Consider the following 14742-nt stretch of genomic DNA (forward strand, 5'->3'; position numbering starts at 1 on the left):
TGGCGCTATTTTTGACCAATGCGCTCATAAACAATTTCATATTTTCCTGGCAGTGCGCGACATTGGTAGACTTTTACTCGTGGATAGAGTTCTTTAATTTTGGCGTACAGTGCTTTCTTAACCGGGCCTGGGGTATAAACACCAAAGTAAATACCCTTGACTTCTGTTCGCTCAAAGCGAATATCTTTAAATAATTCCTGATTGCTATTGTCTTTTTTGTCATCAACCTGAGTGAAACATCGCCACTCTTGATGTGCCGATAGAAAAGGGGGTTTAGTGGTGAATTTCTTCATGAAGTTATCTTGAGGGCGTTCGGGGTCAGCATGAATGATCGCTGAGAGCTGTTCTTTCAGCGAGGTAATCTCCGGCCTTACATTTTGGTAGACAACTCGTTTGGGGTTGGGCAGTGCAGTGTACTCCCCGGCTTGAAACCGTATAGCGATGCCTCGGTGGTGGTCGCCAAAGTCTTGCCATGCCGAAATATTGTCTGCCTTCGCACAAAAACTGCAGATACGTAAAGTCCGCGTAAAACGTCGCCAGTCCACCATGATCTGGTCTATAACTTTCAGGCGAGCGTCCACCATTTTGGCAAGCAAATCTTTCAGTACTACTTCGGCTTCTTCTGGGGACTCAAATCGCTCTTCTTCTCGCCAGCGCCTGATGGCTTGTAAAAGAGGGGTATTGCCTGTTGGGGCTTCAATACTAAATAGCATGGCCGACGCACTTTTGATGGTGGCAGAGAGTAAATCGGATGGTCCGTAGGTGAGTTGTGTTTCGTGGTTCAGCTCAAAAGGGTCGGAAAATAGGTGAGGGGCGCTCCAGCGCAAGGTTTGTTCTGTGAGGATTTTCTCAGCCGTTTTGGCATCACAAAATTTTACAAGATCATCGGGAGAGTGGTTAGGCACGGTTTGTCCTTATTTTTCATTAATACACGGGTGCCCCGCAATGTTTGATTGTGCCAAGGGCAACATAGTGGGTATCGGCACACTGGCAAAGAAGTTTACAAAGTAATGACAGCCAGTTTTAAAAACTTTTACAGATAAAGGTGAGCATACAACGTTTCTTTATATCTCATTAAATGGCTACAATGCGCCGCGTTTTGCCTAACGTTTTTTTAGCTGCTAGTTGTTAGCGATTAGTTTTAGCCTAGAGCATCAGGGGAATTTTTGTGGATTTTACCGGTAGTCATATCCTTTCGATACAACAATTTGATCGCTCCTCCATTGAACGCGTTTTCGCAGTTGCTGATGATATGGAGCCTTATGCCGCTCGTGAGAGGGTTACGCGAGTGTTGGAAGGTGCCATTCTTGGCAACATGTTTTTTGAGCCCAGTACGCGAACACGGGTCAGCTTTGGTTGTGCTTTTAACTTATTGGGTGGCAATGTTCGTGAAACCACAGGATTTGAAACCTCTGCCATCGCGAAAGGGGAGTCGTTGTACGATACCGCCCGAGTACTATCGGGTTACAGCGATGTCATTTGTATGCGTCATCCTCAGTCGGGTTCTGTAGAAGAATTTGCGCAGGCCAGTCGTGTCCCGGTCATCAACGGTGGTGATGGTCCGAACGAACACCCGAGTCAGGCATTGTTGGATTTGTACACGATTCATAAGGAGTTAGCGCATCGTGGTCGTGATGTAGATGGTTTGCGAATCGCTATGATTGGAGATTTAAAATACGGTCGGACGGTCCACTCCCTGAGCAAACTTTTATGCAAATTCGATAACGTTCAAGTAGTGTTAGTGTCTCCTGAAGAACTGGCAATGCCTGATTATATTGTGGAGATGTTAAGGGAGGCTGGTCATCGTGTGACGGTGACGGATATTCTGACGGACAGTATCCAGCATGTAGATATCGTCTATTCCACTCGGATTCAGGAAGAGCGTTTCGCCTCTAAGGATGAAGCGGATTTGTATCGCGGTCGTTTCCGCTTAAACCAGGCGATTTATACCCAATTTTGTGAGCCTAATACCGTCATTATGCATCCACTGCCTCGTGACTCTCGTGCCGATGCCAATGAGCTGGACAACGATTTGAACCAGAATCCCAATTTAGCTATTTTTCGGCAAACTGATAATGGGTTGCTGGTTCGCATGGCTTTGTTTGCTTTAGTGCTCGATGTGGTGCATTTGGTGGACAAATACTCTCATGAGGTGAGTTGGTCTACGGTAGGTCGATAACTGACACTTTGGGACAATTTGCCTCTTTTTGCGCGCATAGATTGATTGGTATGCCGTCTGTTAGGGGCAATAGAGATAAAAGTGAAGGCTTCCCTAATTAATTCGTTTATATATTGCACATATTGTGTGATGTGTGTCACAGTTACATCTAGGTTGTCTGTCTACTATTCTCCTTACACGGAATGTGCCTTTTGGAATAATAGCTTAAGTGATTAAGCGGCATTAGGAGCTTGGCTCGTTCTGTGCACTGTCTCTTCAGACCTTCCATATGAACTGTTTGAGTCATCAATTTGCCAATCAATATTCCCTAAAATAAAACACAAGTCTGCGTGGTTTGAGGTAAATAATGATGACAATTCAGGGCGTTTTAACAGCAGTCACCTCTCGGCTTTCTCGACCATATCAACACCTTTCTCTACCACAGGGCGCTGAGTTACAGAACACAGTTTTTCAGACCTTCAACTTTGGCCGGACTTTTGGCGCAATGGCCAGTGTAGTCATAGCCAGTGCCGTAATGACCTTCAGTATTTCCCCTTTCTCGCAGGCGGAAGAGCCGAGTTGGATTCTTGCTAAGTATGACCTTAATGGTGATGAGCAGATTACCGCTGAAGAAATCACATCAAAAAAATTGCGCGTCTTTCGTTTTATGGATGATGATCAAGATGGAGGTGTGAGTTTTACTGAGTACTCGAAATCGGACGCAGATCGTCGCCAGGCCCTATTAAAGGCGCGCTTTTTGAAGCTGGATTTTAACCACGATGGTTTTATAACGGATGAAGAGTACAGCTCTTATCTGGGAATGTTTGCAAGCATTGATTCCGATGGTGACGGCAGCTTAAGTGCGTCAGAAATGCGCGATTTGGAATCTTTGGGTGAGAAGAAAGGGGAAGACGAAAAGTATTGCTTGTTGTGGCTGTGTTTTAGAACGGATCTGGATTGATTGGTCGTTTGCATTGAATAATAAAAGGGTTTTGGGGTGAGGCAAAACCTAGTAATCGTTCGCAACGTACGTCGATTACGCAAACTATAATAAATCTACATTGTGTTGCTTGAGGTAACTGTGTTCATGGATTCATGGGCAAGAGAAAAGCGTTGCAATAATTGCAACGCTTTTTTTATGGGTGAAGCCTTTCATGGGTGACGTTTTTATCGGGCATGGAGCGTTTTTTCGACGATGGCCGATTGACGATGACCGATTAGTGTAGGCGCATCAGTTTTTAAGACTGGCCTCTGCTTGCTGGACACGATTAAACAGAGCGCCGATGGCTGCATTGAGTGTTTCAGAGCGAGCGGTGTGGCGAAAGGCTTGCATAATGTGTGGCCGGACTTCCGGTAGTGACATCAGGTCAGAAATGACTTGTATAAAATTGTCATGACCAAGTTTGGCTAGCAGTTCAAGAAATTGCAGGCCAACCTCTTCATTGGCTAGATCCTCGTAACAGCGAGAAGCCAACGCGGCAATCACTTCTACATCGGGCTTGGGTAATACAGCCATCACTTTAAGTAACGTTTGTTGACGCAGGTAGGAGGCATCAGACAGGGATATTCCTCGAATGCCTGCCGCAATAAGCGCGCCGTTAATAACGGCGTTTTCGGGATTCTGTACCAATGATAATGTGCTTTTTAGTCGTTCGGTGATGGCGGTCACCAACTTAATATCCAGCATTTCATGTTCGAGTAGTTGGGTGATACCGATAAAGGCCGGGTCTGGTAGTACGGACATGGCTTGGCACAATAGGCTATGGTTGTCTTTCCAGCGTGCGGCGACATCTGCCAATCCCTGGATACCTAACGCTTTCCAACTTTCGGTATCAGGGCTTTGAAAGTACTTCAATGTATCGTCGTAAAAGCGACTGGGCGGGCGGCCAAGTAGTGCGCTTACTTTGGCGTGATAGGATGCCCGACGATCATCGGGTAAATCAAAAGAATAAGGGTTATTATCCAAAACGGCTTGAAGGCGTTCTCCCGTCTTGGCTGCGCGCAAATTGGTGCCAATGGTGATCAATAATTGTTGTAAAAATCGATCGCGATCTTCAGGGTGTAACCGGTTAGTCTCATCCAAAGGAAATTTGAGTGTCCAGACCATGGGGCTGCTGTGAGTTTCACTGGACCAGAATACAACGCCTAACCACGCACTACGCAGATAGGGGTAAGGGTAAGGCGCATTATGAAGGTCGCTCTTTTCAAAAACGGGGTTATCAATTTGACGGATGCGCCGGCCTAAATCGAAATAGCGAGCCTCTACGCCGAGGTGTTTAAAAAATCCGCTAATTCCCTCAATTTTTTCCATGAAACATTACCTACTTGCTTGAATATTATGTATTGAACGTCGCTATTATGCACAACGCAGAGCATTGTAACGATTACACTGGGTAAAGTCGCAGCCATCTGGCGTTATCATGGATTTGTCTTGTTGTGGATTTGTCCTGTTATGGATTTGTCCCGTGATGGATTGGAATATTGGGGGCTGGTCTATACTTCCGGTAGGCACTTAATAAATCTAATGCCATTAAAATGTGTTCCTAAAATAATCTTCGTTGAAGCAGTCTTCAAGAAGACAATCTGATTTTACATAGATTAAGTTACTTTTCTCACCTCATTCAATCACTGAGAGCACGGTATGTATTCTCTTGAGGATTTTCAGCAAAGCCCCAACCCCATCGCCCAACACTATGGACATGCACAAGTCCAGTTAAAGTTGATGTTTACAGGCCATGTGCATCAGGCTCTTCCTGATGTTGCTGAGAGCGCATACGCAGAGCATTGGGACTGTTTGAACAAACAAGGTGATGAGCGATTTGATATCGTCTTTTCAAAAGCCGATCAAGTTCGCGAAGGGTTTGCAGGGATGATTGATGCACAGGCGTGGAACATTGCGTTGGGTTCAAGTGTTCACGATTTGTTTGTTCGATTTCTCTCGTGTTTACCACTGCAAGAGCGTTCTCGAATCGTCACCACAAATACAGAACACCCTTCATTACTACGGCAGTTACGTCGGCTTGAGCAGGAAGGGATTGAGCTGGTATTGGTGGAAGGGGACCCAGCCAGTGAAAGCGTTGAAAAGTTGGCAGCGGTAATAAACGGGAAAACCGCTGCAGTGTGTGTGTCATCGGTCAATTTCCAAAGTGGATTGCAAACCCTTGAGTTGGATACCCTCATGCCCATATGCCAACAACACGGGGCAGAGTTGTTTGTTGACGCTTACCAAAGCGTGAATGTGTTGTCTTTTTCTGTGTCTGATTACAATTTGCAGCAGGCTTTTGTCGTGGGAGGCGGTTCTAAATATTGCCAAATGGGTAATGGTGTTTGTTTTATGCACGTCCCGCCAGATCGAAATTTCGAACCGATTGTGACGGGTTGGTTTGGTCAATTTGACCCTGTATTGGACAACCCTGCAGCCTTGCCCCTTGCCTATGCCGATGATGCGACCCGTTTCAACGGCTCGACCTATGATGCGTTGCCTCACTTTCGAGCGGTTCACGTTTTTGATTACTTTCTAAAGCAAGGGCTAAGCCCCGAGTTGCTGCACGATGTTAATCGTTATCAATTGGGTGTATTGGCGCGTGCGTTCCATGCAGAAGATTTTGACCCAGCTGTTATCCGTTTACCTCATGAGGTTGAATACATGGGTGGGTTTATTGCGTTCAAAACCCCTTATGCTCAAAAACTGTATGAGTTGATACGCGATATTGGCGTTGTGAACGACTATCGTGGTGATTACCTACGTTTGGGGCCTGCGCCTTATTTGTGTGAAGAGCAATTGCGAGATGCCATTGTGGCCATGAAGGAGGCCACTGATCGGTTGGTGGTGTAGTGGTAGTGTTATTTTAAGCACATTACTTTTACCTCCTTGTCTTAGATACTGACTTGTTTAACATCCACAGCATATTTTGTACTTTTTCCCACTGCCGCAAGGGCACGAGTCATTACGATTGAGCTTGATGGGTGGCATTGGTTTGCCTTCCACGAAATACCAATGGCCTTCTAAAAAACGGAATGTGGATTTTTCATGGTGTTGATTAAATCCTTGTTGGCCCTTTTGACGAAAAAAAGCGACAAACTCGACAGAGGCCTGCATCCCGGTGGCATGTCGTGGCATTCCTTGTGTTTTCAGTACGCGCAATTCCAGCCATTCATTGCTGTTGGCAAACTCTCGAATATCGTCAATATCTTCTTCAAAGCGATGGTCGGGGTGCCACGTGTCCAGAATAAATTGCACATTCCCAGATTCGTAAGCGCTATAACGGGCACGCATTAACGCTTCCGCTGTTGAGGCTTTTTTCTCTCCATCATGAATAGGTTTGCAGCATTTTTCATAGGGCCGAGTGTTACCGCAAAAACAGTGTGGGCGCGAGTGTGAATGTGAGGCTTGATAAGGCATAGAGTCAGTCATGATGTATTCTAGTTCGGTGTATTGGATGATTGGTTATGTTTATGGTGTGAATTCGATAGCGGCCAATAAATTGAAGTCTATCTTTATTGAAGTCTATGTTTAATGGTACCAGATTCACCTGTGTTGCTAATGCCTATTCCTTCAAACGTCATTATTCATAGTGATGATTTTGAGAAACATGGCATTTTCATGTCAAGTTCGGTATGTTTGCCGATCTTTTAGCAGCAGGTTTTCACCTGTATTTTGATGACATTAAACGATATTTATCCACCGCCTATGAGCAAATTTGACGATATCCGTCCTTACAATGATGACGAAGTAGCCGCTACGGTTTGTCGTATATTGAACGACCCAGAATTATCTCACGCTGTTGCCAGTTTCAAGTTTCCCGCATTAACCAAAGCCGCCCCTTGGCTTATTTGCCCTTTAGTAAAGTGGTATTTGAAAAAAGAGTTTGCTTCAGTATCCAGTGTGCAAGCTTTTCAGGCCATTGTTGAGCGTTATATGAGCAGAACCATTGATACCACTTCTGAAGGTTTGAGTACGTCTGGCCTGGATAAGCTTGATCCCTCTAAAGCGTATTTATTTGTCAGTAATCATCGCGATATTGCAATGGACCCGGCTATGGTGAATTGGGCACTGTATCAAAAAGGCTTTACGACTTTGAGAATCGCCATTGGAGATAATCTTCTCACAAAGCCCTATGTCTCTGACATTATGCGTCTTAATAAAAGTTTTATTGTGAATCGCTCAGCGACGGCGCCCAGAGAAAAACTAAAAGCGGCCAAGCATTTATCTTCGTATATTCACCACTCTATTGTGGAAGAGCGAGCCAATATTTGGATTGCTCAACGAGAAGGGCGTGCAAAAGACGGTAAAGATATTACGAATTCTGCCATCATTAGTATGTTCAGTTTAAGCAAACCCAAAAAAGACGATTTTGGGCAGTATATTGCGGACTTAAATATTGTGCCGGTATCGATTTCTTACGAATGGGATCCTTGTGATGCGGCCAAAGCTCGTGAATTATATACCTTGTGTGAAGAAGGCAAATACGACAAAAGCGAACATGAAGATATCGCCAGTATTGCGACGGGTATTACCGGACAAAAAGGGAAAATTCATGTGGCCTTTGGGGAAGTATTGGGAACTGAATTTGAAAATACCGATGCAGTGGCAGAAGAAATTAATCGTCAAATTCACGCTAATTATGTTTTGCACCCCAGTAATATGATCGCATACCAAAAACGCCATGGCAGCGTGCCTGATGTCCCCGTGGGTGAAGATAATTTGCCGTTTGACCAGGGTCGATATGCAGTGGAAATGGATACGTTTAACCAGCGTTTATCGAACTTAGATGCCAGATACCATGATGTCTATTTAGCTGGGTACGCTAATCCTGTAGATGCTAAATTGCACCCCGAGATGGAGCAATCTTAGCGTAGAATAGAGTGTTTACTTCGCTGTTTATGCTTCTCAATAATCTTTTATTTTTCTCAATGTCGGTATTTTGGGGAAGTATTTGAGAAGCCGCTTGCTGTAGGTGGCGATAATAAACGGCGAAATCTTTTGTTTTCCCCTTTCTTTGCTTCTCTGTTTTTATTCCCTAAATTCAACTCTCAAGTGCATCACTTCTATATTGCTAATCGTTTGGCATGGCGTATAAATCCTTCTAATGGAACCACTTTTAATACTCATTTAAACGTATTGCTTTTGAATGTGGTGTGTTATTGGCATTAACAAAAACCCCCAGTTGGGGATCTTCCAAATTTTATGAAAAATCAATAGTGCCATTTGTTTAATGCTTACGGCAAAATACAGACCAATAATTAAGGTATATAAAATTACCGTTTTAAAAACAGGGTGTACTGTGGATTCACATGATGAGCGGATGAAATTGACCACTGCCTAGGGTTTTGCGGCACGGTTCTTGTGGCATCGTGGTCACCGATTGCACAACAGAAAATATAGATGTACTTCATCCCGGCGTGTGAATAAAAAGTGCTTATTTGAGGCAGTATGCTCTGTGATGAAAACTATTACTCGCTTATTTAATCAAGTCGACCAGTGTGAAGAAAACACAAATCCATCAGTGTCGCATCTCTCTATTCATTCTTCTTTTTTCTCTTTACAGTATTTTTTTACTCTTATTAAAATTGCTCTCATCATGTTTGGCCTAGTTGCTTGTGGTGGCGGCGGAGGTGGGGGCAGTGGCGCCTCAACTGGCAGTACTAATGGCAGTGCTAATGGCAGTGCTAATGGCAGTACTAATGATAGAAGTACTGCTCCCTCGTCTTCCAGTGAAAATACCAATGTCTCTCAAGCCATTTTTACGTCCACTGAGGGAACGATAACCGGTAAAGCTACTTATGATTATGTACCGACAAGACGCTTTTTTGGGTTGGATTACAGTGCGATAGAAGCACGCCCCATTCGCTATGCAACGGTACACATTGTTGATGAAACCAATACCGTTATTGCTACAGGCATGACGGATGAACAAGGTGATTTTACCTTAGAGGTTGCCGCTGAATCCGACTTGCGTATACAAATTCGAGCTGAAATTCTTCACCAAGGTGCCGAGATTAAAGTTCAAGATAACACAGCAAATAATGGATTATTTGTACTGCAGTCGTCTTCTTTTTCTTTCAATAGTTCCGGTACAAATAACTCCAGTACAAATAACCCCAGTACAAACAATCCCAGTACAAACAATCCCAGTACAGTCGTGACGAAAAATCTTCATGCGCCCTCTGGGTGGGCAGAGGGGGGCTATCAATCGACACGCTCTGCGGCGCCTTTTGCGATATTGGATACCGTTTATACGGCAATGGAGAGCAGTGTTTTATCGTTAGGTATCAGCTCACCACCGGTGATGTTACGTTGGAGCCCAGAAAACCGACCTGCCAGAGGGGCTGTCAGCGACGGTGAAATTGGTTCCAGTCATTATTCTACCGGCGAAAATGCCATTTATATCCTCGGCGCAGAAAATCAAGACACCGATGAATATGATCGTCATGTTGTGGTGCATGAGTTTGGGCACTTTCTTGAAAAAAATATCGGGCGTATGGATTCTATTGGTGGATCACACAGTTTATCCCACCATTTAGACCTTCGTGTTGCTTTTAGTGAAGGGTTAGCAACAGCCTTGGCAGGCAATTTATTGAACGACCCTCTGTATGTCGACTCAGTAGGGCCGCAACAGGCTCGAGCTTCCAGTTTTGATATTGAATCTGATATTTATGGGGTGGAGGGTTGGTTTAACGAATCGACCGTTCAACGTTTGCTTTATGATTTAATGGATGCGAATAACGAAGGTGCAGACATTTTTAACTTTGGTATTGAATCCATTATTGCGGTGTTGTCCAGCGATGACTACCGTCACCAAGCGTCATTTGCCGGTATTCATAGCTTTTTACACCGGTTTACGGCCACTCAGCCTGATGATGAAATTTATTTGGATCAATTTTATGAAGGCTTTGGCATTACGGTTGTTGATGAATGGGGAGCACAGGAAAGCAACAGCGGTAATGCCGAAGATGCGGTGGAAATTTACACTTTGCTTGAATTGGGCACTCCTCAACAGGTGTGTACCAACAAACGCCAAGGTGAGTTTAATAAATTGGGTAATCGCCGCTTTTTTCGGTTAGACACTTTAGGCAGTGGCAATTATCGCATTTCGGTAGTGGGGGATTCTGGCTCAAACCCAGAGTACCGCTTATGGAGGCAGGGTGAGTTAATGATGAGAGCGAATCATGCCTCCCATCATCAAGAAGTGTCTACTCACTTTCTGAATGAAGGCACCCATGTGATGGAATTGTATGACTATGGCAATATCGATGGCGAGAGTTCAGGTGGTGGTGATCATTGTTTTACGGTGGCGTTGAGCCACAGTTGAGAGTGACTTTGTGGTTCAATGTTAAGTTCTATTTTTTATAAATTCTATCTTTTATGGATTCTGTCTCTTAAGTTTTATTTTCTAAGCCCGATGGAAGGAGAGGAAGGAGCCTCTCCGCTCCTGTCTCGAATACCTTAACACCCCTCCAAAAAAGCGGTAGACTGCGCGGCTGATTATGCTTCTAGTACCTGCCCGCCCATGCTAACCAACGACATAAAACAATCGATTCAAAAAGCCTACAGCCAGTTTTTAGAGAGCCGCGAGCTTAAGCCTCGTTATGGACAAAAACTGATGATTGCAGAAGTGGCTCGAACCCTTGGGGGAATCGAGTTGGATGATGATAATGCCCGTGAGTCCGGCGGCCATGTTTGCGTTGTGGAAGCGGGCACCGGCACCGGAAAAACCGTTGCGTATTTATTGGCCGCGATACCCATTGCGAAGGCCCTTGGTAAAAAGCTGGTAATTTCAACGGCGACGGTAGCGTTGCAAGAACAGATCGTAGTGAAAGATTTGCCTGAGATTAAGCAGCACTCGGGCCTCTCTTTTACCTATAACCTCGCAAAAGGACGAGGACGTTATCTGTGTTTGAGCAAATTGGATCGTCTAATGCAGGAGCAAGACTTGGTGGCCGATCCCACTCGTGCATTGTATGAAGATGAAATGCCGAATGTGGATGAACAAGCGTTGAAGTTATACAACTCAATGGTTGAGGCATTGGCCGCCAATGAATGGGATGGCGATAAAGACAATTGGAAGGATGAACTCTACGATCGAGATTGGTCGCGGGTGACGACAGATCATCGGCAATGTACCGGGCGTCGTTGCAGTAATGTCACGAATTGCAGTTTTTTGAAAGCTCGAGATACCCTTGGCAGTGTGGATGTCATCGTGACCAATCATGATTTGGTACTGGCTGATTTGGCTTTGGGGGGAGGCGCTATCTTACCGGCCCCTTCCGATGCGATTTATGTTTTCGACGAAGGTCACCATCTTCCCGACAAGGCCATCAACCATTTTGCCTGTCATGGTCGTGTAATTTCGACAACTCGTTGGTTAGATCAATGTATAAAATCCATTGGCCAAATGCTGGGGCAGATTAGCGGCGCCGGTAGAATTGATCGTTTTGCCGAACAATTGCCGGGTGAATTAGGCGCCACTAAACGAAATATGGAGTTATTGTGGCCTCAGCTACAGGGCTTGGCGGGAGATTTGGCGGAAAGCGAAGAACACAGCCCAAAATATCGATTCGAGAATGGCGTCGTGCCCGATAACCTCCGTGTTTTGGCCGGAGAACTGGCGCAAGGCTTTCAAAAGCTGAATGACCTGTTCCGTAAAATGGTCGGTGAGTTGGAAGACGCCATGGAAGATTGTCATTGTGATGTACCCAAAGTCGATATGGAAAACTGGTACCCGGTATTAGGGAACTGGCAAGCCCGGGCGGAGGCCAGTATTGATTTATGGTCTAGCTACGCTAACGCAGACGACGCTTCCCATATTCCTAAAGCGCGCTGGCTGACCTTGTTTGATACAGGTGCTTATGTGGATATCGAAGTCTGCTCTAGCCCCATTCTTGCGGCGCACACCTTGCGCCACCATTTGTGGAATGAGTGCTGCGGTGCAGTGGTGACCTCTGCAACGCTTGCGGCATTAGGCCGGTTTGATCGCTATAAAATGCGTTCGGGTGTGCCGGATGAAACACTCTTTCAAGTTGTTCCCAGCCCCTTTGATTTTTCTCGTGCCACGTTGGAAATTCCCAAAGACGCACCGGATGCAGGCTCTGCCTTAGAGCATACGCGCGGACTGATTAATGAGGTGCCGAAGTTATTGAGCAACGAAGGGGGAACACTGGTGTTGTTTTCATCTCGACGTCAAATGATGGAGGTGTATGAGGGCTTGCCCCGCTCATGGCAATTGAAGATTCTGTTACAAGGTGATCGTTCGAAACAAGAAACCATTCGTTTGCATAAAGAGCGTATTGAGGATGGTAAATCCAATGTTCTGTTTGGTTTGGCCAGCTTTGCAGAAGGGCTAGACCTTCCTGGAAAATACTGTGTGCATGTTATTATTGCAAAAGTGCCGTTTGCAGTTCCAGATGACCCCGTTGATGCCGCGTTAGCCGAGTGGATTGAGTCACGAGGCGGAAATTCGTTTATGGAAATCACAGTTCCGGATGCGGCGATTAAGATGGTTCAGGCTTGTGGACGATTATTGCGAAAAGAATCGGATGAGGGAAAAATTACTATTATGGATAAGCGCTTACTGACACGTCGTTATGGAAAAGTCATATTAAATTCTTTGCCTCCGTTTAAGCAGTTATTAGGGAAATAATGTTTTAGCCAAAATAGCGCTCGTTTTTATTGGTTAAACAACCAAGAGCCTTATTCATGGCAATTCTAATAACAATTCAGTCATTGGGACGTATGGATAAATTGCGTACAATCAGAAGTTAGTATTTTCATAAAGCTATTTCAGTAAACTCGCTAAATATCAGTTTCTTAAAATAATTGTATGGCACTGTGAATAAGTAACAGTGAATAAACAGAGCCGCTAAATAAATTGGGAGCATCCTTATGGCCATTGGTTTGGACAGTGCCACCAGTAACTTATCGCCATTGCAACAAGCTCAGCAAAATCTTGATACCACGCTTGAGCGGATCAGCACCGGGTTACGAATCAACAGTGCCAGCGATGATGCAGCGGGCTTACAAATTGCTAATCGACTCACCTCCTCCATTAATGGTGACACTCAAGCCATTCGAAATGCCAATGATGCCATCTCCCTTACTCAAACCGCCGACGCGGCGTTAGCTTCCATCAGTGATGGCTTGGATCAGGTGGAAAATCTGGCTCTGCAATCTGGTAATGGTATTTTAAGCGCAGCGGATCGTGATGCCTTGGGACAGGAGCTCAACCAGGTGACGGATGAAATCACACGAGTGGCTGAGACAACTGAATTTAATGGGCGCTCAATCTTTAATGGTGATGATCTCAATTTTGGTTTAGGGGAAAACGGCAGTTTGAACGTGAGTGCCCAAGATGTTTCCAGCTCGTTAGAACAGCTTGGAATTAATGATGTTGATTTGAATTCCCCTGAGAGTAGAGAGCAAGCATTAGAAACGGTGGGGCAAGCACGAGAAAATATTGATGCGTTACGTGCAGAGCTTGGTGCAACTGCAAATCGAGCAGAATCTGCGGTAGAGCAGTTGGGCGTACAGAGTGAAAATAATGCGGTAGCGCGCTCTCGTATTGAAGATGCTGATTTTGCCCGCGAAACCGCAAACCAGGCACGAGATAATATTTTGTTGCAGGCCAGTGTAGGTGTACAGGCGCAAGGTAATGTGCAGAGTGAAATTGCTTTGCAGCTTTTAGGCGGATAAGCCTGCCGATTGAAGTGACTTAAACGTTAGTTGGAATCATCCCTTTTCCTGATACCTCGCCTATCCATTCCCAAAAAAAGTGTTCAATATCATTGAGCGGCCGTTTAAGGTCGCTTTTCTTTTTTGTACATCCCTTCAAAAAGAAATAGGTATCATAAAGACATATATTTTGATTTTTTATTAATCGTTGTCTTTTCTTTTTTTTGATTTTTTTGATTTGTGACTGTAAGCCAATGATCCGTTTACATTTTTGTGGCGTTTATTAGTAGAAAATCTATCTTCTTTTATATGTTTATTATCAGTGTCGTATTGCTTGCGCTATACTGTGCGATAATTGAAATAAGCCAGTTTTTCTTTTGGTAATTTTCAATGTGAATGATTCGTATGTCGGCTGTTTTACTGAGGGTCGTTTGAATATGAGTCGTTTGAATATTGAGTGGTGTTAAGAGGTACGTGATCGTTGGCAGCTAATCAGAATTTTGCTATGGCGCTGCATTTGCTTACATTGTTAGGCTTTAATGACATGCGTTTATCGTCAAGTGTATTGGCACGAAGTCTAAAAACAAACCCTTCGTTAGTACGTAAATTAATGTCTCAACTGACATTAGCTGGGCTTGTGACTTCCACGGCGGGGAAAGACGGTGGTTTTGAATTGGCACGTAAGCCGAATAAAATTAACCTGCTTGATGTGATGCAGGCAGTAGACAGCGGGCCTATTTATGCGTTGCATGATCACAGTCATCATCCTGCATGCCCTGTGAGCCGACAGCTAGATTCCATTGTATTGCCTGTTTTTGAAACAGCTCAGACGTCACTGGAAAAATCATTGAAAAAACAAACACTCAAAGATTTATTGGCGTCGGTGTAATCTGACTACCTTGTCGTTTTGCGGTGA

General features: G+C 44.7%; 11 protein-coding genes. 8 read left to right on the plus strand and 3 right to left on the minus strand.

Annotated elements, in window-relative coordinates; all coding sequences use genetic code 11:
* Positions 1–5 precede the first annotated feature (5 nt).
* Positions 6–905 carry a DUF2971 domain-containing protein gene (locus LU351_RS03105; RefSeq protein ID WP_232592537.1) on the minus strand — a complete coding sequence of 300 codons (900 nt, stop codon included), beginning with the start codon at positions 903–905 and terminating at the stop codon, positions 6–8.
* 263 nt (positions 906–1168) lie between these two features.
* Between LU351_RS03105 and LU351_RS03110 the strand changes: the two genes are divergently transcribed.
* Positions 1169–2179 (plus strand): aspartate carbamoyltransferase, encoded by a 1011-nt coding sequence (locus LU351_RS03110; RefSeq protein ID WP_232592538.1) that lies wholly within the window; start codon positions 1169–1171, stop codon positions 2177–2179.
* A gap of 346 nt (positions 2180–2525) precedes the next feature.
* Positions 2526–3119: an EF-hand domain-containing protein gene (locus LU351_RS03115; protein ID WP_232592539.1), complete on the plus strand. Its 594-nt coding sequence runs from the start codon at positions 2526–2528 to the stop codon at positions 3117–3119.
* Between the two features lie 270 nt (positions 3120–3389).
* On the opposite strand, the gene LU351_RS03120 is transcribed toward LU351_RS03115, so the two are convergent.
* A complete protein-coding gene (locus tag LU351_RS03120; RefSeq protein WP_232592540.1) occupies positions 3390–4469 on the minus strand; it encodes a DUF3549 family protein in 1080 nt (359 codons plus the stop codon).
* 330 nt (positions 4470–4799) lie between these two features.
* On the opposite strand from LU351_RS03120, the gene LU351_RS03125 reads away from it, so the two are divergent.
* Positions 4800–5993 (plus strand): aminotransferase class V-fold PLP-dependent enzyme, encoded by a 1194-nt coding sequence (locus LU351_RS03125; protein WP_232592541.1) that lies wholly within the window; start codon positions 4800–4802, stop codon positions 5991–5993.
* Between the two features lie 57 nt (positions 5994–6050).
* Here the strand turns inward: LU351_RS03125 and LU351_RS03130 are convergent, their stop codons facing one another.
* Positions 6051–6572, minus strand: coding sequence for a YchJ family protein (locus tag LU351_RS03130; RefSeq protein WP_232592542.1), 522 nt, complete (start codon positions 6570–6572; stop codon positions 6051–6053).
* Positions 6573–6818: 246 nt separating this feature from the next.
* Between LU351_RS03130 and LU351_RS03135 the strand changes: the two genes are divergently transcribed.
* The 5 genes from LU351_RS03135 (at position 6819) to LU351_RS03155 (ending at position 14715) form a co-directional block, all read left to right on the plus strand.
* A complete protein-coding gene (locus LU351_RS03135; protein ID WP_232592616.1) occupies positions 6819–8012 on the plus strand; it encodes a 1-acyl-sn-glycerol-3-phosphate acyltransferase in 1194 nt (397 codons plus the stop codon).
* 586 nt (positions 8013–8598) lie between these two features.
* Positions 8599–10470 (plus strand): hypothetical protein, encoded by a 1872-nt coding sequence (locus tag LU351_RS03140; protein ID WP_232592543.1) that lies wholly within the window; start codon positions 8599–8601, stop codon positions 10468–10470.
* A gap of 198 nt (positions 10471–10668) precedes the next feature.
* On the plus strand, positions 10669–12798 hold the full coding sequence (dinG, locus tag LU351_RS03145) for an ATP-dependent DNA helicase DinG (RefSeq protein ID WP_232592544.1): 2130 nt from the start codon (positions 10669–10671) through the stop codon (positions 12796–12798).
* Between the two features lie 242 nt (positions 12799–13040).
* Positions 13041–13847, plus strand: a complete 807-nt coding sequence (locus LU351_RS03150) for a flagellin (protein ID WP_232592545.1) — start codon at positions 13041–13043, stop codon at positions 13845–13847.
* A 460-nt stretch (positions 13848–14307) separates the two neighbouring features.
* Entirely contained in the window at positions 14308–14715 is a 408-nt protein-coding gene (locus LU351_RS03155; RefSeq protein ID WP_232592546.1) for an RrF2 family transcriptional regulator, read from the plus strand.
* The last annotated feature ends 27 nt before the right edge of the window (positions 14716–14742 follow it).

The organism is Marinibactrum halimedae (genome assembly GCF_021234875.1).
Classification (GTDB): domain Bacteria; phylum Pseudomonadota; class Gammaproteobacteria; order Pseudomonadales; family Cellvibrionaceae; genus Marinibactrum; species Marinibactrum halimedae.